The sequence below is a fragment of the Pseudomonas sp. Irchel 3E19 genome, assembly GCF_900187585.1.
GTDB lineage: Bacteria > Pseudomonadota > Gammaproteobacteria > Pseudomonadales > Pseudomonadaceae > Aquipseudomonas > Aquipseudomonas baetica.
On sequence record NZ_FYDT01000005.1, the window covers coordinates 55110 to 78347 of the forward strand.

A 23238-nucleotide genomic window follows, 5' to 3' on the forward strand; every position below is an offset into this window, starting at 1 on the left:
GCGAAAAGTCGTTACTATAAGCGCCTCTTTGCCTGCCTTGCCATGGACACCATGACCGAGAACGACTATCTGATCGCCTGGGGCCTCTACGCCTTTGCCGCTGTAGGCTGCCTGTTGGTATGGCTGCGCCTGACCACCTGGATGTGGCGCTGGCTGCGCGAGCCGTTGCGTGTGTTGATGGCGGTGTTGCTGTTCAGCCCGACCATCGTTGACCCGGTGAAGGAAAAGGTCGCCCCGGCCATCGCCATCACCGCGCTGGATCTGGCGTTCAAGGTCGGCAACAACGCCTGGCGCGCAGTCTCCGATCTGTTCATGTACGGCATGATCGCGTTCGGCATCTATCTGATTTACGTGCTGATCCGCTTCCCGATCGAACGGGCCTCCAAGGCTCGCCGTGAACAGGCCGAAGCGGCCAAAGCAGCAGCCCGCGCCGATGAGCGCGATGACGACCAACCGTTCGGTGGCGCCGGTGATGACCGTTACGGTCGCCCGCCAGTGCCGAACAATCCGCAGCGCATGCGGGTCGAGCCGCGTCTGTAACTCCCGAGAGTCCGCACATGTGTGAATTACTGGGCATGAGTGCCAACGTGCCGACTGATATCGTGTTCAGCTTCACCGGGCTGATGCAGCGCGGTGGGCGCACCGGCCCGCACCGCGACGGCTGGGGCATCGCCTTCTATGAGGGCCGTGGCCTGCGGCTGTTCCAGGATCCGGCCGCCAGTTGCGAGTCGGAAGTCGCCAATCTGGTGCAGCGTTACCCGATCAAGAGCGAAGTGGTCATCGGCCATATCCGCCAGGCCAACGTCGGTAAGGTCTGCCTGTCCAATACCCACCCGTTCGTCCGCGAACTGTGGGGGCGCAACTGGTGCTTCGCACACAATGGTCAGCTCGCCGATTTTACCCCGATCAAAAGTTTCTACCGCCCGGTCGGCGATACCGACAGTGAAGCGGCGTTCTGCGATTTGCTCAACCGTGTGCGTGCAGCCTTTCCGGAACCGGTCGATGTAGAAGTGCTGCTGCCGGATCTGGTTGCCGCGTGCGCCGAATACCGCAGCAAAGGCGTGTTCAACTGCCTGCTCAGCGATGGCGACTGGCTGTTCTGCTATTGCTCGACCAAACTGGCGCAGATCACCCGGCGCGCACCGTTCGGCCCGGCGCGGCTCAAGGACGTCGATGTGATCGTCGATTTCCAGGCTGAAACCACGCCCAACGATGTGGTGACGGTGATTGCCACCGAACCTCTGACCGAAAACGAAACCTGGACCCGCTACGAACCGGGCCAATGGAGCCTGTGGCGACGCGGCGAATGCGTCAGCCAAGGCAAGACCGAATAAGGATTACAACCCATGTTGCTCAGTTATCTACGGCTGGTGTTGTTTGCGGCAGGCCTGTTGATCGGTGTCCAGGTGCCGGGGTTCATCAACGATTACGCGAAACGTGTCGAGGCCCATCTGATTGAGGCGCAGACCGGTCTGCGCGGCTTTCAGGGTACGGCCGATCAGTTTTTCAAAGGTGATATGCAGGCACTTGTCGCGCATTACCGCGCCAGTGAAGACCCGGTGTTTCGCAGTGATGCGGACAGTCTGAACACGTTGCTCACGCGTCAGTTGGCGCTGGATAAACAATTCCAGGCGATGCAGGGCCCGTGGTACATCCGCTTCCTGCAAGTAGTGCTGGCCGCCGACCCGGACATCCGCAAGGAAACCTGGAATGGCTACAGCTACCAGATCCTGCTGACCCCGGAGGCGATGATCTGGGGCATGAGCGGCGCATTGCTGTTGTCGTTCGGCATCGAATGCCTGTTCCGTCTGATCGACTGGGTGGTGCTCGGCGGCAAACGCCTGCGCCAGAGCCGGCCGATTGAAGACCGCGACGTTCGCGGTCTCTGATGATCGTTCCCACGCTCTGCGTGGGAATGCAGCCCGGGACGCTCCGCGTCCCAAAGCGGACGCGGAGCATCCATTGAGGCATTCCCACGCGGAGCGTGGGAACGATCATGTTCAGTCAGTGAGGGTGATGTAGTCCTTGCCGACCTTCTGCGCATACCCCGCCAACACCTGCTGACACAACGTCACAATCTCCTCGACCCACTCCACGCCGACTCTCCAAGAGACCACCACCTGCAAATTCGGTGGGCACTGATCAATGGCCAGCAAAGTCAGTTCCCCCCGCGCCAATTCCTCAGCCACCAGCACCGGCGGCAGCACACCAATACCAAACCCATCGCGCAACAACCGCGTGATCGCCGACACTGAATTCACGCAATTCAAGCGCGGCGCTATCACGCCGCTCGCCTGCATCAACGCCAGCAGGTCCTGATGCGGCCGGGAGTTTTTCGAGTAGGTGATGATGCGCTCCCGCGCCAATTCTGCGAGGTCAGCATAGTCGCGGTTGTAGATCGAGTTGCTGGCGACGATCCAGCCCAGCGGATGGCTGGCCAGCTCCAGGCTGCGCACGCTTTCATGGCGCACCAGATCGGTTTGCAGGATCAGATCGAGAAAGCCTTTTTGCAGCTGATCACAGAGGTTCAGCGAGGTATCGGCCACCAGCTCGATTTCCACCCGTGGATACAGATCGGTCATCTGCGCCACCAACGGGCTCAGCCAAGTGTGAATCACCGTGTCCATCACGCCGATGCGCACCCGGCCGACTTTGCTCGAGCGGGTTTCGATCGACTGCTTGAGCGCGCTCATGGTGTCGAGCATCTGCTCGGCATAGTCCAGCACTTTCAAACCTTCGGGCGTCAGGCTGACACCGCGCGAATCACGCACAAACAGCTTCACCCCCAGTTCACCTTCAAGTACTGCAATGCGACTGGAAATCGACGCCTGGGTGGTGAACAGCTTGTCGGCGGTCAGGCGAAAACTCTTCAGCCGGGCGACCCAGACAAAGGTCTCGAGAAACTTCAGGTTCATGGCAAGGCTCGGGTGACAAATTTTTCTTATGCCTAAGGCGGGTTTTTATTCGTTGGACGCCGTACGGCCAAGCGCCCAAAAATCGGCGCATCCGGTTCCCACGATAGGCGTCGTCGGGACTACGAACAAGACCAATAAAAGCCTGCGGAGATTTGCCATGAGTGCGCCCGACACCCTCGACCTCCCCAAGTCCACGGCCCGCCCCGGCCCGTTCGACTGGTATCGCAACATCAACAAACAGGAACGCCGCACGTTCTGGAGCTGCAAGATCGGCTACGGTCTGGACGGCATGGACACGCAGATGCTCAGCTTCGTGGTGCCAACCCTGATTGCGATGTGGGGCATTACCACCGGCGAGGCCGGGCTGATTCACACCAGCACTTTGATTGCCTCGGCCATTGGTGGCTGGGTTGCCGGAATCCTCTCCGACCGCATCGGTCGCGTTCGCACGCTGCAACTCACCGTGTTGTGGTTCGCCTTCTTCACCTTCCTCTGTGGCTTCGCGCAAAACTACGAACAACTGTTGATCGCTCGCACCCTGATGGGCTTCGGTTTCGGTGGCGAATGGACGGCCGGCGCAGTACTCATCGGCGAAGTGATCCGCGCGAAGGACCGTGGCAAAGCGGTGGGCATGGTGCAATCCGGTTGGGCGCTGGGCTGGGGCCTGACGGCAATTCTGTATGCGCTGCTGTTCTCGATCATGCCACCGGAAGACGCCTGGCGGGCGCTGTTCATTCTCGGCATCGTGCCGGCGATTTTCGTGGTCTTCGTGCGACGTCTGGTGAAAGACCCGGAGATCTACCGCGAAGCCAAGGCTGCGCAAACCCCGGAGAATCCGGCGAAGTTCTACGAGATTTTTGCTCCCCGCATGCTGTTCACCACGATCCGCGCCTCCTTGCTGACCACTGGCGCACTCGGCGGTTACTACGCGATCACCTCCTGGCTGCCGACCTTCCTGAAAAACGAGCGCGGCTTGAGCGTGCTCGGCACCGGCGGTTACCTGGCGATGGTGATTGTCGGTTCCTATGTCGGTTACGTGATCAGTGCTTATCTGACCGACCTGTTGGGGCGCAAAAAGAACTTCATCCTGTTCGCGGTCGGCTCGTTCACCATCGTTCTGCTCTACACCCAATTGCCGGTCAGTAATGGCGTGATGCTTTGGCTGGGCTTTCCGCTGGGGTTCTTTGCCTCGGGGATTTTCAGCGGGATGGGTGCGTTTCTCACCGAGTTGTTCCCAACGCGGATTCGCGGCTCGGGCCAAGGCTTCTGCTACAACATCGGCCGGGCGCTGGCGGCGCTGTTTCCGCTGCTGATCGGCCTGCTCAGCCAGAAAGTGCCGTTGAGCGTAGGCATTGGTGCGTTTGCTGCGGTGTCTTACGGCGTGGTGATTCTCGCGGCGCTGAGCCTGCCGGAAACCCGTGGCAAGCAACTCGACGCGCAGTAACTGATAACCTGCGGGGGCATTGCCCAAGGGGCGATGTCCTACGGATAGAAAGATAAAAAGCTACAGGAGTGTTTACCGTGAGCCGCCTGTTATTGAATTGCGACATTGGCGAGAGTTTCGGCAGCTGGACCATGGGTCTGGACGCCGAAGTCATGCCCTTCATCGACTGCGCCAACGTGGCTTGCGGCTTCCACGCCGGCGACCCGAGCATCATGCGCAAAACCGTCAGCCTGGCGCTAAGCCACGGCGTGCAGATCGGCGCGCATCCGGCCTATCAGGATCTGGTCGGGTTCGGCCGGCGCTCCATGGCGTATTCCGCGCAGGAGCTGCAAGACATCCTGCATTACCAGATCGGCGCCCTCGACGGCCTCTGCAAGGCGCAGGGCGGCAAGGTCAGTTACGTCAAACCGCACGGTGCGATGTACAACGACATGATGGCCAACCCAGCGCAGTTGCGCGCAGTGATTCAGGCTGTTGCCGACTATGACCGCAGTTTGCCGTTGATGCTGATGGCCACCCGCGACAACGCCGCCGCGCAGCAACTTGGCGATGAGTGCGGCGTCACCCTGTGGTTCGAAGCTTTCGCTGACCGCGCCTATGACAGCGCGGGTCGTCTGGTCTCGCGACAAACGCCGGGCTCCGTCCATCACGACGCCGAGAAAATCATCGAGCAGGCACTGATCATTGCCCGTGGCGCCAACCTCACCGCCAGCGATGGCAGTGCATTGCACCTGCAAGCCAACACCCTCTGTGTGCACGGCGACAATGCCAGTTCGGTGGCGGCGGTGCGGCGTATCCGTGAGGCCCTCAATCAGCAGAGCGCATCATGAATCCACGGATTGAAGTCGTGGCGCTGGACTGTCTGATGCTGCGTCTGTTTGACGATATTGCCGAAGCCAATATGCCGTGGATGCTCGCTGCCAGTGAGCGGTTGCGCGGGGTGTTCGGTGCGCAACTGATCGATCTGGTGCCGTCCTATACAACATTGATGGTGCATTACGACCTGACACTGTTGAATCCGAATCAGGCGCGGGAATTGATTGCCGAGGCGTTGATTGATCTCTCCCCGAATGCTCAGGCTGGCGGGCAATGCCATGTGTTGCCCGTTTGGTATGACTTGAGTGTCGGGCCGGAACTGAGGGTGCTCGCTGCGCGCAGCGGTCTGGCGGCGGAGGAGGTTATTCGCCGTCACAGTGCTCGGGAATATCAGGTGTTCGCCCTCGGTTTTGCACCGGGTTTTGCCTTCATGGGGCTGGTCGAAGAGATGCTCGCCGCGCCACGCCTGAACACCCCGCGCAAAAAAGTCGCTGCTGGCAGCGTCGGTATCGCCGAACGGCAGACGGCTGCCTATCCTGTCGTCTCTCCCGGCGGCTGGAACCTGATCGGTCGTACTCCAGCGAAATTGTTTGATCGCCATCGTGATGGCTACAGCCTGATGCAACCCGGCGACACGGTGCGCTTCGAGGCGGTAAGTCACGCCGAATTCATCCATCTGGGTGGCGACGACACCCCGCTGGAGGCACTGGCATGAGTCGACTGACGATTGAAGCGAGTACGCCGCTGTGCCTGTTGCAGGACGCCGGGCGGTTTGGCGTGCGGCATCTGGGCGTGACCCAGGGCGGCGCGGCGGACTGGCGTTCGATGAGCTGGGCCAATTGGCTACTGGGCAACGGTCTGGATCTGCCGGTGATCGAAATCACCCTCGGTGGCTTTGCTGTACTGGCCGAAGAAGAATGCCTGCTGGCGCTGGCCGGGGCTGATCTCGGTGCGCAGATCGACGGCCAGCCATTGGCGCCGTGGCGCAGTTTCAAATTGCACAAAGGGCAGACGCTGAAATTCACTCAACCACTGCTTGGCGCTCGTGCGTATCTGGCAGCACCCGGTGGTTTTGACGCGCCGAAGGTTCTGGGTAGCAGCGCAACAGTCGTGCGCGAGGAGCTTGGCGGGCTCGATGGCATGGGCCTGCCGTTGGCCAAAGGGGCGATGTTGAGCTATCACGGGGAAACCCTGCTGGTTCGTGATATGCCGTTGGCTCATCGTCCGGATTTTCGCCTGAATGCGCCGTTGGACCTGGTACTGGGTGCGCAGATTGGCCAGTTCAGCGGCCAGAGCCTGTTTGATGTGTTCAACAGTGCGTGGACGCTGGACAGTCGCGCCGATCGAATGGGCATCCGCTTGTTAGGGAAGCCTTTGCAGTATCAGGGGCAGCCGATGATTTCCGAGGGGATTCCTTTGGGCGCGGTGCAGGTGCCACCGGACGGGCAGCCGATTGTGTTGCTCAATGATCGGCAGACGATTGGTGGATATCCACGGTTGGGGGCGTTAACGCCATTGGCGTTGGCGCGGTTGGCGCAGTGTTTGCCGGGGACGCGAGTGCGGTTGCGGCCGGTGGTGCAAGACGTTGCGCATCGCGAGCACATCAAATATCTGCAGCGCTTCAGAAATAGCTAAAAGCATCGCGGGCAAGCCCGCTCCCACAGTGTTGATCGTTTCCACGCTCCGCGTGGGAATGCCGCCCGGGACGCTCCGCGTCCCTGTGACGCAGAGCGTCACTGGATGCGTTCCCACGCAGAGCGTGGGAACGATCTGGTCGTCATTTGGACAAAAACCGCATGCCTTCTTCCAAACCACGCAACGTCAGCGGATACATCTGATCCTCGATCAAGTCCCGCACGATGTTGGTCGACGAGGTGTAGCCCCAGGTATCTTTCGGGTACGGATTGATCCAGATGAGCTTCTTGTATTTCTCCATGAAGCGCTGCATCCACAGATAACCCGGCTCTTCGTTCCAGTGCTCGACACTGCCGCCAGCCTGGGTAATTTCATAAGGCGCCATGGCGGCATCGCCGATAAAGATCACTTTGTAGTCGGCGCCGTACTTGTGCAGCAGATCCTGAGTGGAGAAACGCTCGGAAGTGCGGCGCATGTTGTTCTTCCACACCGATTCATAAATGAAGTTGTGGAAGTAGAAATACTCCAGATGCTTGAACTCGGTCTTGCAGGCCGAGAACAACTCCTCGCAGATCTTCACGTGTGCATCCATAGAACCGCCGATGTCGAACAGCAACAGCAGCTTCACCGTGTTGCGCCGTTCCGGGCGCATCTGAATGTTCAGCAGGCCGGCGTCCTTGGCGGTGTGGTCGATGGTGCCGTCGATGTCCAGCTCCTCCGCCGCACCCTGACGGGCGAATTTACGCAGGCGGCGCAGGGCGACCTTGATGTTGCGCGTGCCCAGCTCGACGGAATCGTCGAGGTTCTTGTACTCGCGCTGATCCCAGACCTTCACCGCTTTGCCCTGGCGCTTGCCGGCATCGCCAACGCGAATGCCTTCCGGGTTGAAACCGCCGGAACCGAACGGGCTGGTGCCGCCGGTACCAATCCATTTGTTGCCGCCGGCGTGACGTTCCTTCTGTTCTTCCAGGCGCTTCTTGAACTCTTCAATCAGTTTGTCCAGCCCGCCGAGGGACTGGATCTGCGCGCGTTCTTCGTCGCTCAGCGAGCGTTCGAACTCCTTGCGCAACCAATCTTCGGGAATCAGCGCCTGAAGGTGATCGTCGAGTTTTTCCAGGCCATTGAAGTACGCACCGAACGCGCGGTCGAACTTGTCGAAATGCCGTTCGTCCTTCACCAGAATCGCCCGCGACAAGTAATAGAACTCGTCCATGTCGGCGAAGATCACGCGCTGTTTCAGCGCGTTGATCAGGTCGAGCAGCTCGCGCACCGACACCGGCACCTTGGCTGCACGCATTTCATTGAACAGGTTGAGCAACATGGCATCAGCCTCTTAGCGGGTGCCGCGACGGCTCATGAACGCCAGGCGCTCAAGCAGTTGCACGTCTTGCTCGTTTTTCACCAAGGCGCCGGCCAGCGGCGGAATCGCTTTGGTCGGATCGCGTTCGCGCAATACGGCTTCGCCGATGTTGTCGGCCATCAGCAGTTTCAGCCAGTCGACCAGCTCCGACGTTGATGGCTTCTTCTTCAGGCCCGGCACCTTGCGCACGTCGAAGAACACGTCCAGCGCTTCGCTGACCAGATCCTTCTTGATGTCCGGGTAGTGCACGTCGACGATTTTCTGCAGGGTGGTGCGGTCGGGGAAGGCGATGTAGTGGAAGAAGCAGCGACGCAGGAAGGCGTCCGGCAGCTCTTTCTCGTTGTTGGAGGTAATGATGATGATCGGGCGCTTTTTCGCCTTGATGGTCTCGTCGATCTCGTAAACGTAGAACTCCATCTTGTCGAGTTCTTGCAGCAGGTCGTTGGGGAACTCGATGTCGGCCTTGTCGATTTCGTCGATCAGCAAAATGACCCGCTCTTCAGACTCGAACGCCTCCCAGAGCTTGCCTTTCTTCAAGTAGTTACGAACATCGTGGACTTTTTCGTTGCCCAGTTGCGAATCGCGCAGACGGCTGACCGCGTCGTACTCGTACAGGCCTTGGTGGGCCTTGGTGGTGGACTTGATGTGCCAGGTGATCAACCTGGCATTGAATGATTCGGCCAGTTGCTCGGCGAGCATGGTCTTGCCGGTGCCCGGTTCGCCCTTGACCAGCAGCGGCCGCTCCAGGGTGATGGCGGCGTTGACCGCCAGCTTCAGGTCATCGGTGGCGACGTAGGCCTGGGTGCCTTCGAACTTCATCTGCTAATCCTCGAACGGTAACGCCGACCTGAACGGGCAGGGCGGGGGCGAAAAATCGGATGCCCGACTATAACGCGCGACCCGGTCGACTGTGAACGCAGACGGCTTATTCAGTCTCTGAATGGGGCGTCACATGTTGACTCAGTCTCGGCTGATGGCCAGTATTCAGGTATCGCCGATTTGGCGATAGCCTGTCGAACATGACGACTAAATACCGATTCCGCGATAAATACAGAATTCAGTTGCGCGAGAAGGATCATCCTCCGCCTCATGTTCATCTGACCGGTGGCGGAGTGGATGTGATGCTGAGCCTGGAAACCATTGAGGTCATGATGGGCAGGGCGCCGCCACTGATTATCAAGGAAGCACTGGCGTGGGTTGCGGCCCATCAGGCACAACTGCTGGAGGACTGGAAACGATGTTACCCATGAAAAGGCCCCGTCTCGCAGCGGTGCAGGCACTAGCCGATTATCGGCTGGCATTGACCTTTGTAGATGGTCAACAACTGGTGTTAGATCTAAGTGCCGACCTGCAAGCTTTTCCAGGCCTGCAGCCGTTACTCGATTCCAGCATATTCAATAGCGCCATGCTGGCAGATGACGGCTGGTGCGTTGAGTGGCTGGAGCCGGATATACAGATTGGCGCGGATACGTTGTATCTGGATGCCCTGGCCCAAAATGCTGCTGATGAAAACACTCGAATCTTCATCGACTGGCGTGCACGCACGGGGCTGTCTTTAAATCAGGCTGCCGAGGCGCTGGGCGTCAGCCCCCGCAGCATCAGTCGCTACAGTGGTGGTCGCGAAGCAGTGCCACGTTCCCTGGCACTCGCGTGTCTCGGTTGGGACTCTTTGCAGCAAGGCTCAACATTGGCCGCAGAGAATTCCGGTCGATATATCGTCAACCGAAAACCCTAGCCCGCATCCGGCTTCGGCCGCTCATATCGGGCATTGAACGCCTGGATGAATCCATTGCGTAAAATCTGCAAAAAAGCTTCGAACGCGCTGATATTTTGCTGATGCACGTTGCCACTGAGTTCAACCTTGGTGGCGAACTGGTTTTTTGCCTGGTTCTTCAGCACGGTTTCCGTGCCGCCCACCAGTGCCTCCCAGACGGAGCGGAAGATGCTCTTGTTCTGGTTTTCCACATCCTGCTGCCAATTGAACACTTCGACATCACGCAGCAGCGGCTTGATGTAGCCGCTGACCTGGGCTTTTTTCGCTTGGGCTTCGATCACTACATCGCCGTGGCCGGCGTTGAAATCGAACTTGCCGTAGGCCGAGGCGAAGTCGTTCATGCGCTTGAGTTCGATATCGCGGGCGCGCAGGCGGAACTGGAAGTCTTCGAAGTTACTCAGCGGATCGAACGTGGCACTGGTTTCCAGCGGAGCGTGGCCGAGTAGCAGGGCCTTGCCTTCGAAGCGAGCGTCGCGTTTGCCTTCCTTGTCGACCACATTGGTCAGGTTGTAAATACTCGCGTCGACGTTGGTGGCGTTCATGTTCACGGGTGGTTTGGAGTTGAAGTTGCGGAAGCTGATTTTGCCGTCGTGAATCTGTACTTCGTCGAGGGTGATCGGCAGGAGTTTGCCTAATTGCTCACGCCAGTCGGTGCCTTTACCGGTCTGCGAGTTCTGTTTATTGCCACCATCAACGAAGTTCACTTCGGGGCTGATGAACTGCACCTCGGCCACCACGGCATGGTCGTACCAGAGCGAATGCCAGCTCACTGACAGATCAATCAGCGGCGCATTGACGAAAGGCACAGGCACTTTGCCGTCGACCTTGACGATCTTCAGGCCGTTGATCTTGTAAGCACCGCGCCACCACGCCAGGTCGACATCGGTGATCTGTCCACGGTAGTCGCCCATGTTCGCCAGCTTGCCGTTCAGATAGTCGCGCACCAGATAGGGCAGGGCGATGTGCGCTGCGATCAGCAGCACGACAACGCCTGCAAATGTCCATAACGGCCAGCTGTAACGACGCTTCATGACGACAATTCCCGAACGGTGTAATCGATTGACTGCCCGTCGCCGCAGACGTTCGACCCGACTGGACTGTGATGGGCAACAGGCATACCTTGGGCGCTGAATTCAATGCTGCATAAGGACCCAGCCATGAGCCGTATTTTTGCTGACAACGCCCATTCCATCGGTAACACGCCGCTGGTGCAGATCAATCGCATCGCGCCGCGTGGCGTGACCATCCTGGCCAAGATCGAGGGGCGTAACCCCGGTTATTCGGTCAAGTGTCGTATCGGCGCCAACATGATCTGGGACGCTGAAAGCAGCGGCAAACTCAAACCAGGCATGACCATCGTCGAGCCGACGTCGGGTAATACCGGCATCGGTCTGGCTTTCGTGGCTGCCGCCCGTGGCTACAAGTTGATGCTGACCATGCCGGCGTCGATGAGCATCGAGCGGCGCAAAGTCCTCAAGGCGCTGGGCGCCGAACTGGTGCTGACCGAACCGGCCAAAGGCATGAAAGGTGCGATCCAGAAGGCCACTGAGATTGTTGCCAGCGATACAGGCAAATACTTCATGCCGGCGCAGTTCGATAACCCCGCCAACCCGGCGATTCACGAAAAAACCACCGGCCCGGAAATCTGGAACGACACCGATGGCGCGGTCGATGTGCTGGTGGCGGGTGTCGGTACCGGCGGAACCATCACCGGTGTTTCGCGGTATATCAAGAATACCCAGGGCAAACCGATTCTCTCTGTGGCCGTCGAGCCGGTGTCTTCACCGGTCATTACTCAGGCCCTGGCTGGCGAAGAAATCAAGCCGAGCCCGCACAAGATTCAGGGCATCGGTGCCGGTTTTGTACCGAAGAACCTGGACTTGTCGATGGTTGACCGGGTAGAGCGGGTTACCGACGAAGAGTCCAAGGCGATGGCTCTGCGCTTGATGCAGGAAGAAGGCATCTTGTGCGGTATTTCCTGCGGCGCGGCCATGGCGGTCGCGGTGCGTCTGGCCGAAACGCCTGAGATGCAGGGCAAGACCATCGTGGTGATTCTGCCGGACTCCGGTGAACGCTACCTGTCGAGCATGCTGTTCAGCGATCTGTTCACCGAGCAGGAGAACCAGCAGTAATCGATTTGACTCAGGTCAGCCCAGGTTCAGGGTGCTTATGTTAATAAATGCTTTGTTGCGCAATTCTTAACACTGAATCTTGGGCTGAACGGGTTTTGTACCAGGCCGGTAGTGTTTATCATGGCCGGCTGCCATGTCGGGTAAAGGGCATTGCGCAGCGTTGTCTTTATTCAAGGAGTCGTTGATGACCTTTTCGTTAGCCGCCAAGGTGTTGGTGTTGCTGCTGTTTGTGGGCAGCATCCTCTATGTGCATTTGCGCGGTAAGGCGCGCCTGCCGGTGCTGCGCCAGTTCGTCAACCACTCGGCATTGTTCGCCCCGTATAACGCCTTGATGTACTTGTTCTCGGGTGTACCGTCCAAGCCTTATCTGGATCGCAGCAAGTTCCCGGAACTGGACGTACTGCGCGATAACTGGGAAACCATCCGCGACGAAGCCATGCACCTGTTCGACGAGGGTTACATCCGCGCCGCCGAGAAGAACAACGACGCCGGTTTCGGCTCGTTCTTCAAGAAGGGCTGGAAGCGTTTCTATCTCAAGTGGTACGACAAACCGCTGCCATCGGCTGAAACCTTGTGCCCGAAAACCGTGGCGCTGGTCAGTGCCATCCCTAACGTCAAAGGCGCCATGTTCGCGCTGTTGCCGGGCGGCAGCCACCTTAACCCGCACCGCGATCCGTTCGCCGGTTCCCTGCGTTATCACCTCGGCCTGTCGACACCGAACTCCGACGATTGCCGGATCTTCGTCGACGGTCAGGTTTACGCCTGGCGCGACGGTGAGGACGTGATGTTCGACGAGACCTACGTGCATTGGGTCAAGAACGAAACCGACAAGACCCGCGTCATCCTGTTCTGCGACATCGAACGTCCGCTGAGCAACCGTCTGATGACCCGCATCAACCGCTTCATCAGTGGCTGGCTCGGCCGCGCGACTGCGCCACAGAATCTTGATGATGAACGCGTCGGCGGGATCAACCAGGCCTACGCCTGGAGCAAGAGCTTCAGTGACAAGTTCAGCGGTGTGGTCAAACAGTGGAAACGCCGCAATCCCAAGGCCTACCGTGTGTTGCGGCCAGTGCTGGCGGTGGTGGTGCTGACATTGCTGGGGTATTGGCTGTTTGGTTGAGGGCTAACCAGAAATGAAAAACCGCTCCTTGTGAGCGGTTTTTTCATGATGGGAACGCGAAAGAGGCGCCCGCGAGAATACCGCCTCGCTCCTCAACGGCTGGATTTGCCAATGCCTCCCTGATTCGCTGCAACTCCTTTTCAGACAACTCTCCAGAAGACCGCTTTCTATTGGCCTTTGTTGATTTGGCGTCTGAGGCCTTGTTTTCAACGACAGCTTTCATGGTGTCTCCGGCGTTGATCATTAAATGAGCAGTTGCCCCGATACTAGTCTTAGTCAATAAGCTTCACAAGCCGACCCTCTGAATCGAACTCAAAGCCCAGTTGCTGGTAGAGAGAGATGACCCCTGGGAGAGGCTCCTGAATTTCAATTTGTTTGCTGCCACCAGCCTATCCACCTCCCTTCAGCCTGTCGCTACTGGCCCTTTGTCCAAATCATTGCAATCCATGTCCCGCGCTGGTTATAGTCGGCGCTCGTGAGTCATACGACTCACGTTCCAACCCCTTCAAAAAAGATCTGCCCCAATGCCTGCATCCCTCATCAACGCGGTAGTCGATCCAGCGGTCAACGCTGGCGTCGTGCCGTGCGGGAATCAGCAGCCCAAGCGGATCAGTCATTACCCCCCACCTGTCAGTAGCACGCCGGTGTGCGCAGTCGTATCACCGCCGGGCGTTGGCGTTTCGGGCTGATCGGCAGTTTCTGCTGACCCCTGTGCCCGCCGCAAAAATCTACTGAATTTCAGCTTCGGCTGAGTTGGCTATTTGCCTGACTACAGGTGGTATTCATGTTTGTCCTTTCGAAAAAGTCCGCGCTCGCGGCGGCGTCCACGAGCCTGTTCGTTCTGCTGTGGAGCAGCGGGGCGATTTTCTCCAAATGGGGCCTGGCCCACGCGTCACCGTTTGCCTTTCTGTTGATCCGCTTTGCCATCGCCCTGTGCGGGTTGGTGCTGCTGATGCCGTTGCTCAAGCTGAAGTTGCCCAAGGGCGGCTGGCCGATGCTGTTTGCGATTGCCACCGGTGTGGTGTTGTTGGGGGCGTATCAGATTTTCTATCTGTTGGCTCTGAACACCAAAGTCACCCCGGGGGTGATGGCGACCATCATGGGCGTGCAGCCGATTCTCACCGTTGTACTGATGGAGCGGCAGCGCTCGGCGAGCCGGATGTTTGGTCTGGCGTTGGGGCTGGCCGGGCTGATCATGGTGGTGTATCAGGGCATCGGTCTGGCCGGGATGTCGTGGGCGGGGATGCTGTTCGGTCTGCTGGCGCTGGCGAGCATGACGCTGGGTTCGATCATGCAGAAACGCATCACCGACAATCCTCTCGGCACGCTACCGGTGCAGTACCTGGCCGGACTGTTGTTGTGCGCGATCTTTGTGCCGTTCCAGCCGTTTCACTTCGAGCACACTGCCGGTTTCATCGTGCCGGTGTTGTGGATGGGGCTGGTGGTGTCGGTGCTGGCGACGCTGTTGCTGTATCGGCTGATCGCACGGGGCAATCTGGTGAATGTCACCAGTCTGTTCTATTTGGTGCCGGCGGTGACGGCAGTGATGGACTACCTGATTTTCGGCAACCGACTGGCGACGTTGAGCTTGTTCGGCATGCTGTTGATCGTCATTGGTCTGGCATTCGTCTTCCGTAAAACAGCGTAAACCGCAAAAAGCCCGGAGCCATTCTCCGGGCCTTTTTCATTTGCTCAACGCATGTTCGGCCCGTACCGAATTCATGAACGCCTGCATCGCCGACGATTGAATCCGATGACGGCGGGTGATCAGGCCGAACGGTGGCAGGCGCGCCTCAAACTTGATCGGCAGCACCGCCAGCAGATCGCGACCGGGATAGTCCTCGACCACCGACACCGGCGTCACACCGAGCATGTCGGTCTGCTGGATCAATGATAACAAGGTCATGATCGAGGTGGTTTCGACGATGCTGCTGGGGATGTCGACCCGGGCGTTGTGGAACACCTGATTGATGATCGCACGCATCGGGCTTGGCTGCTGTTGCAGCACCCAGGTCATGTTTTGCAGTTCCGCCCAGCTGAGGTTTTTCTCTTTTGCCAGTGGATTCTGCGCGCCGGCAATCACACACAAGGCTTCTTCGCCGAGGCTGTCGAAGAGCAATTCTTCTGCCCGCGCTCCGGCGGGAATTCGGCCCAGCACGATGTCCAGTTGATCCTGCAACAGCGCCTGCACCAGCACGTCGCTGGTGTCGACCTGGATGCTCATCGACAGGCGCGGATGGCTTTGCTTCAAGGTCGCAATGGTGCGCGTCAGCAAACCCGAGGCCAGCGCCGGAATCGCCCCGACCGCGACCCGTCCGAGATTGCCCGACTCCAGCGCTACCAATTCTTCACGCATGCCGCTGAGTTCGGCGAAGACCATGCGTGCGTAATAGATCACCGTCTCGCCAAACGGCGTCGAGCGCATGCCCCGGGGCAAGCGCTCGAACAGCTCGACGCCGAGCAAATCCTCGGCCTCGTGGAGCATTTTGGTCGCCGCCGGTTGGGTCATGCCGATGTGGTCGGCGGCGCGGCGCAGCGAGCCGAATTCCTGCAACGCCAGCATCAGCCGCAACTGGCGCAGACGCAGGCGGCTGTGGATCACGTTGGCATCAGGAATTCGGGTCATGGGCCGTGCTCGCGAAAAAGACAGGTGGCCAGCCTGACAACAAATGTCAGGCAGTGCCAGTCCTGTGTCACAGCACCGATTTTGGCTTGGCCCCAGGGGCCTTGCGCAAACCGACCATGACTTGCAGCGCCTTGGAGATCAACGGCCAGAACAGCATCAGCAACGCCGCCGTGGTCAGGCAGCCCACCAGCGGGTTGGACCAGAAGATGCCCAAGTGCCCGTCGGAGAACAGCATCGATTGGCGGAACGCATCTTCAGCCTTGTCGCCCAGCACCGCCGCGAGCACCAGCGGCGCGATCGGGTAGCCGAGTTTCTTGAACAGATAACCCAGCGCGCCGAAGCCGAGCATCAGCACCACGTCGACGAACGAGTTGTGTACCGAGTAGGCACCGATGGCACAGACCATGATGATGATCGGCGCAATGATCGAGAACGGAATGCGCAGGATCGAGGCGAACAACGGCACGGTGGCCAACACCACGATCAGACTCACCACGTTGCCCAGGTACATGCTGGCGATCAGGCCCCAGACAAAATCATGCTGCTCGACGAACAGCGTAGGGCCGGGGTGCAGGCCCCAGATCATCAAGCCGCCGAGCATCACCGCAGCGGTGGCCGAACCGGGAATGCCCAGGGTCAGCATCGGCAGCAAGGCGCTGGTGCCGGCGGAATGGTCGGCGGTTTCCGGGGCGATCACGCCTTCCAGTTCACCCTTGCCGAAGTTGTCGCGATTCTTCGAGAAACGCCGCGCCAGGCTGTAGCTCATGAACGACGCCGCCGTCGGCCCGCCCGGGGTGATGCCCATCCAGCAACCGACCAACGTGCTGCGCACAATGGTCAGCCAGTAACGTGGCAGTTTCGCCCAGGTACGCAAGATCACCATCGGTGTGATGCGCGCATGTTCGCCGCGAAACACCAAGCCTTCCTCAACCGTGCAGAGGATTTCGCCGATGCCGAACAGGCCGATCACCGCCACTTCGAAGCTGATCCCGGTCATCAGCGCAGGTTGGTCGAAGGTCAGGCGCAGGTTGCCGGACACGGTGTCCATGCCCACCGCCGCCATGGCGAAACCGATCATCATTGCTACTACGGTTTTCAACGGCGGATTCTTGCTCATGCCGATGAAGGTGCAGAACGCCAACAGATACACCGCAAAGAACTCCGGCGAGCTGAAGGACATCGCAAAAGCGGCGATCTTCGTCGACAGGAACGTCAGCAGCAACACGCCGGCCAGTGCGCCGATCAGCGCCGAACTGAACGCGGCGGTGAGGGCTTCGGCGGCGCGACCTTCGCGGGCCATCGGGTAGCCGTCGAAGGTGGTCGCCACCGATGACGGCTCGCCGGGGATGTTGAACAGAATCGAGGTGATCGACCCGCCGAACAACGCCCCCCAATACATGCACGACAACAGGATGATCGCCGACACCGGCGACATGGTGAAGGTCAGCGGCAGCAGCAGCGCCACGCCGTTGGGGGCACCGAGGCCGGGCAACACACCGACCAGGATGCCCAGCAGCACGCCGATCACCATCAGGCCGATATGGCCCGGGGTCATGATCAGGTTCATGCCTTGCATCAGGGAATCGAATTCGCTCATTTGAAATTTCTCCCGGCGAGGGCAATCCAGTCGCCCATCGGGCCGGCATCCAGCGGCACCTTGAACCACAGCGCGAAGATCAGATAACTGGCGAGCACCGCGCCGAGCGAGACCGTGCCGATCATCCATTTGCCATAGGGTTTGGCGCGCACTTTGTCGCGCCACATGAACCAGGCGATGAACGCCGCCGAGGCCACATAGATGCCGGTGAAGGGCATGGCCGCGACGAACAGCGCAATCGGCAGGAACACCGATAACACTTGCCGAAACGCGCTGCGGCTGACGAACGCAATGCTCAGAGCCTGCCAGCGCACCACGGTCAGAATGCCGTTGCCTACGCTGGCAGCGCTGAGCATCAGGCCGATGTAGAAGGGGAAGTAACCCGGCTCAGGCCCGGCGTCACCCCAGCCGATGCCTTGTTCCAGGCTGCCGTACATCACCACCGCGCCGATCAGCGTGGTGAACAGGGTCAGGCCGAGTTCGACCCAACGGGTGCCGACCAGCGCCGGTGAATCCGAAGAATGAGACATGAAACACCTCCAGCAGGTGACGGCCGCGCATCATCGAGCGGCCGTGGACGACCTCAGTTTTTCAGCCAGCCGGCTTCTTTGAACACCGGCGTGACACGGGCGGTGTCGTGCTCGATGTAAGCGGTCAGCGGCTCGCCTTCGAGGAAGGTCGGCACCAGCGCGTTCTGTTTCACGTAGGCCTGGAATTCGGGAGTCTGGGTCACTTTGCGCATCAGCTCGACATAGAACGCGCGCTGTTCGGCGGTGACTTCGCCGGGCATGAACACGGTACGCGGGAAGCGGTACTGATCGATGCCCAAGCCCTGTTCATGACAGGTCGGGACGTCCGCCCAGGATTTGTCGCCGGCGACTTTTTCGGTGTAGGCCATGCGTTCTTTACTGAACACGCACAGCGGCTCGACCTGATCGCCACGCCATTGGCTGATGCTTTCGCTGGGGTTGTTGACGTTGGCGGCGATGTGTTTGCCGGCCAGTTGCGTGGCGGCTTCGCTGCCGCTCTTGAACGGGATGTACACCAGTTTGCTGTTGTTGGTCTGGTTGAGCAGCAGGGTCAGGGTCTGGTCGACGTCCTTGGACTGGCTGCCGCCCATGCGCAGTTTCGACGGGTCGGTTTTCACCGCCTCATAGAAGCCCTTGGCGTCTTTCCACGGCGCGTCCTTGTAGCTCCAGAGAATGAAGTCGTCTTCGGCGACGGCGGCCACCGGGGTCAGTTCCTGCCATTGGTAACCGAGCTTGGACACCAGCGGCAGCAGGTAGATGTTGTTGGTGCCGATCACCAGTTTTTCCGCATCGCCCTTGTTCATTTTCAGGTCGAGGAAGGCTTCGGCGCCGTTGCCGCCGCCCTTGTTGAGGACGATGGTGTTGACCTCAAGCAACTTGTGGGTGGTGATGATCGACTGGATCAGGCGACCGAGCTGGTCGGTGCCGCCACCGGGGCCGCCGGCAACGACGATCTCGACGTTCTTGTCCGGTTGCCAGGCGTGGGCGAGAGAGGGGAGGACACCGGCCGCGAGCAGGGCAGAACCCAGCAGCAGACGGGAGGTGCGACGGACGAATGCAGTACGCATGGGAGGCCTCATTCTTGTAGTTGTTATGAGTGACTTGTCTGCGCTCGAAAGCCGCAAGCCTGGCCTGAGTGTGGGAAGGTATGACGGCGGCGTCTACTCAAAACAAAACATACACCGATAGCCTGGGGTTATCGCTCAGGCGCCGATCAATCACCCAAACGAGGGCAGACTTTGCCGTAGAGCGTTTCAGGCGCACATTCATTGTCATGGCTGGCGTTGTAAGCCTGATGAAAGATCGGCATGACATAACCCGAGGCTATCGCCTGATTTCAAGTTTTGATTAGACGGTTATCGCAGGGCCTTCGATAGTGCCCACCGGATGCCGTGAAACAGCGGCGTGGCGACACCCACAAAAATAATAAATCGAGGTACGCACCATGGCTCGTCCCAGTGCTTCCCTGCATCTGTCTGTCGCAGGTGCCCTCCCGACGGCAGCGGCGGCTGCGCTGACCGCCAGTGATAAGGCCGGTAACGTGCGCTGGCGGATCTTCGCGATTGTCTTCGCATTGACCATGGTCAATCTGATCGATCGGGTGTCGTTGTCGATTGCGATGCCGACCATCGCTACCGAATTTTCCCTGTCGCCGAGTCTGCAAGGCTTGATCCTCAGCAGCTTCTTCTGGGCCTATGCGCTGTTGCAGATTCCCGGCGGCTGGCTGATCGACCGTTACGGGCCGCGCCGGGTCATCACCTGGTCGACCGGTTTGTGGGGCACTTTTCAGGTACTGGCGGCATTCGCCACTGGCGGTCTGTCGTTGTTGTTTGCCCGGGTCGCGCTCGGTGCGGCGGAGGCGCCGCTGTTTCCGTCCGGCGGCAAACTGATTTCCCTGTGGCTGGCCCCCGGCGAGCGCAGTCGCGGCGCGGTGTTGATGGACAGCGGCAGCCCGTTGGGCGTGGCGCTGGGCGGTTTGATCATCGCTTACCTGATTGCCTCGCTGAACTCCTGGCGCCTGGCGTTCGTGATCGCCGGTATTGCCACTTTGGTCTTGGCGTGGCTGGCCTGGCGTTATCTGCGCGACGATCCGGCCTGTCACCCGCAAGTGAATGCGCCGGAGCTGGAAAAGATCAACGCCGGCCGCGCCACGCCGGCTGCCGAAGCTGCGCGGGCACCGGTCAAGGGCTTGGGCATTGCTGCGCGTTCGCTCAGTGGCTTGCTGCTCGGGCGGGCCAGTTGGGCGATGGTTTATTTCGGGCTGCTGACCTGGGGGCCGACCTATTTGTCCCAGGCGCGCGGCTTCGACATCAAGGGCATTGGTTTCGCCACGTTTGTGATTTTTGTCTGCGGCGCGCTCGGCTCGCTGACCGGTGGTTTTCTCTGCGACGGGTTGATTCGCAAAGGCGTGAGCCGTGGAGTGGCAGTCAAAAGTCTGTTGGCGTTTTCCGGGCTGATCGCGCTCGGCGCGTTCCTGCTGCTGCCGACCTTGAGCAACCCTTTTGCGGCCGTGGCGCTGTTGGCCATGACCGCGTTTTTCCTGATGTGGGGCAGCCTCTACTGGAGCTTCCCGGCGCTGCTCGCGGCGCCGGCAAGGGTTGGCCTGATCGGTGGGGTGATGAACATGGCGGGCAGCGTCGGCGGGATTACCGTGCCGATTCTGGTCGGTGTGATCCTGCAGGTGGCCGGCGGGTTCGCCCCGGTACTCGGTTTCTTCGCGGTGTGTTCGGCGGTGTTTGTGCTGGCCACGCTGTTCATTGCACTGGACGAGGTGCGCCATGACTGAGCACAACCGCCCGCTGTGGGATGGCCCGATCATCGATGCCCATCATCACTTCTGGGATCCGGCGATCAACGATCACCCATGGCTCGCGCCCGGGGCCAACATCCCGTTTCGCTATGGCGATTACAGTGCGATCAAGCACCGCTATTTTCCCGAGGATTACTTCGCCGACGCAGCGCAGCATCAAGTGGTGCAAACCGTCTACATCGAGACCGAATGGAACCCGCAGGACCCGATCGGCGAGACCCGTTTCATCGAACAACTGGCCGCCCGTTATGGTGTGCCGAACGCGGTGGTGGCCCAGGCCTGGCTCGATCATCCGGACGCCATCGATGTGCTCACCGAGCAGGCGCGTTTCAAGCATGTGCGCAGCGTGCGGCACAAACCCGGCGGGCCGACGTCACCCGCGCAAGTCGGGCGTTCGCGCAGCCTGATGAGCGACGAGCACTGGCGGCGCAGTTACGCCGCACTGCAAGGTTTGGGGCTGCACTTCGATTTGCAGACACCGTGGTGGAACCTGCCGGAAGCCGAGCGACTGGCCCGGGATTTCCCCGGCACTGCGCTGATTCTCAACCACGCCGGCCTGCCCAGCGACCGCAGTGCCGAAGGTTTGGCCGGTTGGCGCAAGGCCATGGCGCGACTGGCCGAGTACCCGAACGTGCAGGTGAAGATTTCCGGCCTCGGTCAGGCTGGCCGCGCGTGGCGGGCCATCGACAACGCGTGGATCGTGCGCGAGATCATCGCCATGTTCGGCAGCACGCGAGCGATGTTCGCCAGCAACTTCCCGGTCGACAGCCTGTGCGGCTCGTTCGACAGCATTTACAGCGGTTTCAAACACATCGTCGCCGATCTGCCACGGGTCGATCAGCAATGTCTGTTCTATAGCAACGCGCAGCGGGTCTACCGCTGCGAACCTGGTGTCCTTGAGCGCGCCGGGTCTGAGCCTTTGAGGAGTCAAGCATGAACAAAACCACGATCGCCATGGTCCTCGGTGACCCAGCGGGTATTGGCCCGGAACTGATTGCGCGGTTGCTCGGCGAGCCCGCGGTGCGCAGTCAGGCGCAGGTGATTCTGATCGCCGATGAAGCCGAGATGCAGCGCGGCATGCGCATCGCCGGCGTGACGTTTCCCTACCGCCGGATCGAGTCGCTGGAACACCTGGATTTTGCCGATGACACGCCACTGTTCTACAACGTTCGCGGCGATACCGTGGGCGAGTTTCCCCGCAGCGAAGCCAGCGCCATCGGCGGCCGTTACAGCCTCGATACGCTGGAAATCGCCCTGCGCCTGACCCAGGCGGGCACCACCGATGCGGTGCTGTTCGGGCCGCTGAACAAAACCTCGCTGCACATGGCCGGCATGGCCCACAGCGACGAGTTGCACTGGTTCGCCGAACTGTTGGATTTCCACGGGCCGTTCTGCGAATTCAACGTCCTCGATAACCTGTGGACGTCGCGGGTGACGTCACACGTGGCGCTGGCCGATGTGCCGGGGCTGCTCAGCCAGGAGCGGGTGGGCGAGGCGATCCGCCTGATCGACACCGCGCTTAAACGCAACGGCCTGGAGAAACCGCGCATTGGTGTGTGTGGCCTCAACCCGCACAACGGCGACAACGGCTCGTTCGGCCGTGAAGAACTCGACATCATCGGCCCGGCAGTGCGCACCGCTCAGGCTCAAGGCATCGCGGCGGAAGGGCCGTATCCCGGCGACACGATTTTCCTCAAGGTTCAGGGCGATGCCAGCGCATTTGATGCGGTGGTCACCATGTATCACGACCAGGGCCAGATCGCGATCAAGCTGATGGGCTTCTCCCGTGGCGTGACGGTGCAGGGCGGTCTGCCGATCCCGATCACCACCCCGGCCCATGGCACCGCGTTTGATATTGCGGGGCAGGGCAAGGCCAACGTCGGGGCGATTCGCCAGGCGTTCGAAATTGCCTGCCGGATGGGCGCCAACAGCTACTGATCTGCGCTCTTCAGAACAACATCACTTCTTCTGTGGGAGCGGGCTTGCTCGCGAAAGCGGTGGATCAGACGGCATCAATGTCGACTGACACACCCTCTTCGCGAGCAGGCTCGCTCCCACTTTTGTTTTGTGTGTGGCAAATAATTCAATCTGCCAGGAGATGGCTTTTTCCCGTATCCAGAACAACATCACATCTCCTGTGGGAGCGGGCTTGCTCGCGAAAGCGGCGGGTCAGACGGCATCAATGTCGACTGACACACCCTCTTCGCGAGCAGGCTCGCTCCCACTTTTGTTTTGTGTGTGGCAAATAATTCAATCTGCCAGGAGATGGCTTTTTCCCGTATCCAGAACAACGTCACATTCCCCCCGGTGGGAGCGGGCTTGCTCGCGAAAGCGGTGGGTCAGACGGCATCAATGTCGACTGACACACCCTCTTCGCGAGCAGGCTCGCTCCCACTTTTGTTTTGTGTGTGGCAAATAATTCAATCTGCCAGGAGATGGCTTTTTCCCGTATCCAGAACAACGTCACATTCCCCCTT

Annotated in this window: 24 protein-coding genes; 15 read left to right on the forward strand and 9 right to left on the reverse strand. The window is 59.9% G+C overall.

What is annotated here, in order from left to right:
- Positions 1 to 42 precede the first annotated feature (42 nt).
- From CKW18_RS04870 to CKW18_RS04880, 3 genes are read left to right on the forward strand one after another with little or no spacing between them, the layout of a single operon-like run.
- Positions 43 to 540: an MFS transporter gene (locus CKW18_RS04870; protein ID WP_095187729.1), complete on the forward strand. Its 498-nt coding sequence runs from the start codon at positions 43 to 45 to the stop codon at positions 538 to 540.
- A 17-nt stretch (positions 541 to 557) separates the two neighbouring features.
- Positions 558 to 1334 (forward strand): class II glutamine amidotransferase, encoded by a 777-nt coding sequence (locus tag CKW18_RS04875; protein ID WP_095187730.1) that lies wholly within the window; start codon positions 558 to 560, stop codon positions 1332 to 1334.
- Between the two features lie 12 nt (positions 1335 to 1346).
- The gene (locus CKW18_RS04880; RefSeq protein WP_095187731.1) at positions 1347 to 1889 is read left to right on the forward strand and encodes a DUF2937 family protein; all 543 of its coding nucleotides are present in this window, start codon (positions 1347 to 1349) and stop codon (positions 1887 to 1889) included.
- Positions 1890 to 2000: 111 nt separating this feature from the next.
- On the opposite strand, the gene CKW18_RS04885 is transcribed toward CKW18_RS04880, so the two are convergent.
- Complete coding sequence (locus CKW18_RS04885) at positions 2001 to 2915, reverse strand: LysR family transcriptional regulator (RefSeq protein ID WP_095187732.1); 915 nt, start codon at positions 2913 to 2915, stop codon at positions 2001 to 2003.
- A gap of 157 nt (positions 2916 to 3072) precedes the next feature.
- On the opposite strand from CKW18_RS04885, the gene CKW18_RS04890 reads away from it, so the two are divergent.
- From CKW18_RS04890 to CKW18_RS04905, 4 genes are all read left to right on the forward strand, one after another.
- Entirely contained in the window at positions 3073 to 4359 is a 1287-nt protein-coding gene (locus tag CKW18_RS04890; RefSeq protein WP_095187733.1) for an MFS transporter, read from the forward strand.
- Between the two features lie 77 nt (positions 4360 to 4436).
- Positions 4437 to 5189 (forward strand): 5-oxoprolinase subunit PxpA, encoded by a 753-nt coding sequence (locus CKW18_RS04895; protein ID WP_095187734.1) that lies wholly within the window; start codon positions 4437 to 4439, stop codon positions 5187 to 5189.
- A complete protein-coding gene (pxpB, locus tag CKW18_RS04900; protein WP_095187735.1) occupies positions 5186 to 5890 on the forward strand; it encodes a 5-oxoprolinase subunit PxpB in 705 nt (234 codons plus the stop codon). Before CKW18_RS04895 ends, pxpB begins: the two co-directional genes overlap by 4 nt.
- Positions 5887 to 6810, forward strand: a complete 924-nt coding sequence (locus CKW18_RS04905) for a biotin-dependent carboxyltransferase family protein (protein WP_095187736.1) — start codon at positions 5887 to 5889, stop codon at positions 6808 to 6810. The genes pxpB and CKW18_RS04905 overlap by 4 nt, the downstream gene beginning before the upstream one ends.
- 142 nt (positions 6811 to 6952) lie before the next feature.
- Here CKW18_RS04905 and CKW18_RS04910 read toward each other — a convergent pair whose 3' ends face one another.
- The gene (locus CKW18_RS04910) at positions 6953 to 8131 is read right to left on the reverse strand and encodes a VWA domain-containing protein (protein WP_095187737.1); all 1179 of its coding nucleotides are present in this window, start codon (positions 8129 to 8131) and stop codon (positions 6953 to 6955) included.
- Between the two features lie 12 nt (positions 8132 to 8143).
- A complete protein-coding gene (locus tag CKW18_RS04915) occupies positions 8144 to 8989 on the reverse strand; it encodes a MoxR family ATPase (protein WP_095187738.1) in 846 nt (281 codons plus the stop codon).
- 200 nt (positions 8990 to 9189) lie between these two features.
- On the opposite strand from CKW18_RS04915, the gene CKW18_RS04920 reads away from it, so the two are divergent.
- Both CKW18_RS04920 and CKW18_RS04925 read left to right on the forward strand, forming a co-directional pair.
- Entirely contained in the window at positions 9190 to 9420 is a 231-nt protein-coding gene (locus CKW18_RS04920) for a DUF4160 domain-containing protein (RefSeq protein WP_095187739.1), read from the forward strand.
- Complete coding sequence (locus tag CKW18_RS04925) at positions 9408 to 9905, forward strand: helix-turn-helix domain-containing protein (RefSeq protein ID WP_095187740.1); 498 nt, start codon at positions 9408 to 9410, stop codon at positions 9903 to 9905. Before CKW18_RS04920 ends, CKW18_RS04925 begins: the two co-directional genes overlap by 13 nt.
- Here CKW18_RS04925 and CKW18_RS04930 read toward each other — a convergent pair.
- Complete coding sequence (locus CKW18_RS04930; protein ID WP_095187741.1) at positions 9902 to 10975, reverse strand: DUF748 domain-containing protein; 1074 nt, start codon at positions 10973 to 10975, stop codon at positions 9902 to 9904. The two genes, CKW18_RS04925 and CKW18_RS04930, sit on opposite strands and share 4 nt — an antisense overlap.
- A gap of 126 nt (positions 10976 to 11101) precedes the next feature.
- On the opposite strand from CKW18_RS04930, the gene cysK reads away from it, so the two are divergent.
- Entirely contained in the window at positions 11102 to 12076 is a 975-nt protein-coding gene (gene cysK / locus CKW18_RS04935; protein WP_095187742.1) for a cysteine synthase A, read from the forward strand.
- A 184-nt stretch (positions 12077 to 12260) separates the two neighbouring features.
- Positions 12261 to 13199, forward strand: coding sequence for an aspartyl/asparaginyl beta-hydroxylase domain-containing protein (locus CKW18_RS04940; protein WP_095187743.1), 939 nt, complete (start codon positions 12261 to 12263; stop codon positions 13197 to 13199).
- Positions 13200 to 13242: 43 nt separating this feature from the next.
- Here the strand turns inward: CKW18_RS04940 and CKW18_RS04945 are convergent, their stop codons facing one another.
- A complete protein-coding gene (locus tag CKW18_RS04945) occupies positions 13243 to 13422 on the reverse strand; it encodes a hypothetical protein (RefSeq protein WP_095187744.1) in 180 nt (59 codons plus the stop codon).
- Positions 13423 to 13983: 561 nt separating this feature from the next.
- Between CKW18_RS04945 and CKW18_RS04950 the strand changes: the two genes are divergently transcribed.
- The gene (locus tag CKW18_RS04950; RefSeq protein ID WP_095187745.1) at positions 13984 to 14847 is read left to right on the forward strand and encodes a DMT family transporter; all 864 of its coding nucleotides are present in this window, start codon (positions 13984 to 13986) and stop codon (positions 14845 to 14847) included.
- 36 nt (positions 14848 to 14883) lie between these two features.
- Here the strand turns inward: CKW18_RS04950 and CKW18_RS04955 are convergent, their stop codons facing one another.
- The 4 genes from CKW18_RS04955 to CKW18_RS04970 form a co-directional block, all read right to left on the reverse strand.
- Positions 14884 to 15825 (reverse strand): LysR family transcriptional regulator, encoded by a 942-nt coding sequence (locus CKW18_RS04955; RefSeq protein WP_095187746.1) that lies wholly within the window; start codon positions 15823 to 15825, stop codon positions 14884 to 14886.
- A gap of 67 nt (positions 15826 to 15892) precedes the next feature.
- Positions 15893 to 17422: a tripartite tricarboxylate transporter permease gene (locus tag CKW18_RS04960; RefSeq protein ID WP_095187747.1), complete on the reverse strand. Its 1530-nt coding sequence runs from the start codon at positions 17420 to 17422 to the stop codon at positions 15893 to 15895.
- On the reverse strand, positions 17419 to 17952 hold the full coding sequence (locus CKW18_RS04965; protein WP_095187748.1) for a tripartite tricarboxylate transporter TctB family protein: 534 nt from the start codon (positions 17950 to 17952) through the stop codon (positions 17419 to 17421). The genes CKW18_RS04960 and CKW18_RS04965 overlap by 4 nt, the downstream gene beginning before the upstream one ends.
- A 53-nt stretch (positions 17953 to 18005) precedes the next feature.
- Positions 18006 to 19019 carry a tripartite tricarboxylate transporter substrate binding protein gene (locus tag CKW18_RS04970; RefSeq protein ID WP_095187749.1) on the reverse strand — a complete coding sequence of 338 codons (1014 nt, stop codon included), beginning with the start codon at positions 19017 to 19019 and terminating at the stop codon, positions 18006 to 18008.
- 377 nt (positions 19020 to 19396) lie between these two features.
- On the opposite strand from CKW18_RS04970, the gene CKW18_RS04975 reads away from it, so the two are divergent.
- Genes CKW18_RS04975 through CKW18_RS04985 form a run of 3 tightly spaced genes read left to right on the forward strand, consistent with a single transcriptional unit; the run spans position 19397 to position 22699 of the window.
- Positions 19397 to 20737, forward strand: a complete 1341-nt coding sequence (locus CKW18_RS04975) for an MFS transporter (RefSeq protein ID WP_095187750.1) — start codon at positions 19397 to 19399, stop codon at positions 20735 to 20737.
- Entirely contained in the window at positions 20730 to 21698 is a 969-nt protein-coding gene (locus CKW18_RS04980) for an amidohydrolase (RefSeq protein WP_095187751.1), read from the forward strand. The genes CKW18_RS04975 and CKW18_RS04980 overlap by 8 nt, the downstream gene beginning before the upstream one ends.
- Positions 21695 to 22699, forward strand: a complete 1005-nt coding sequence (locus tag CKW18_RS04985) for a 4-hydroxythreonine-4-phosphate dehydrogenase PdxA (protein ID WP_095187752.1) — start codon at positions 21695 to 21697, stop codon at positions 22697 to 22699. The genes CKW18_RS04980 and CKW18_RS04985 overlap by 4 nt, the downstream gene beginning before the upstream one ends.
- The last annotated feature ends 539 nt before the right edge of the window (positions 22700 to 23238 follow it).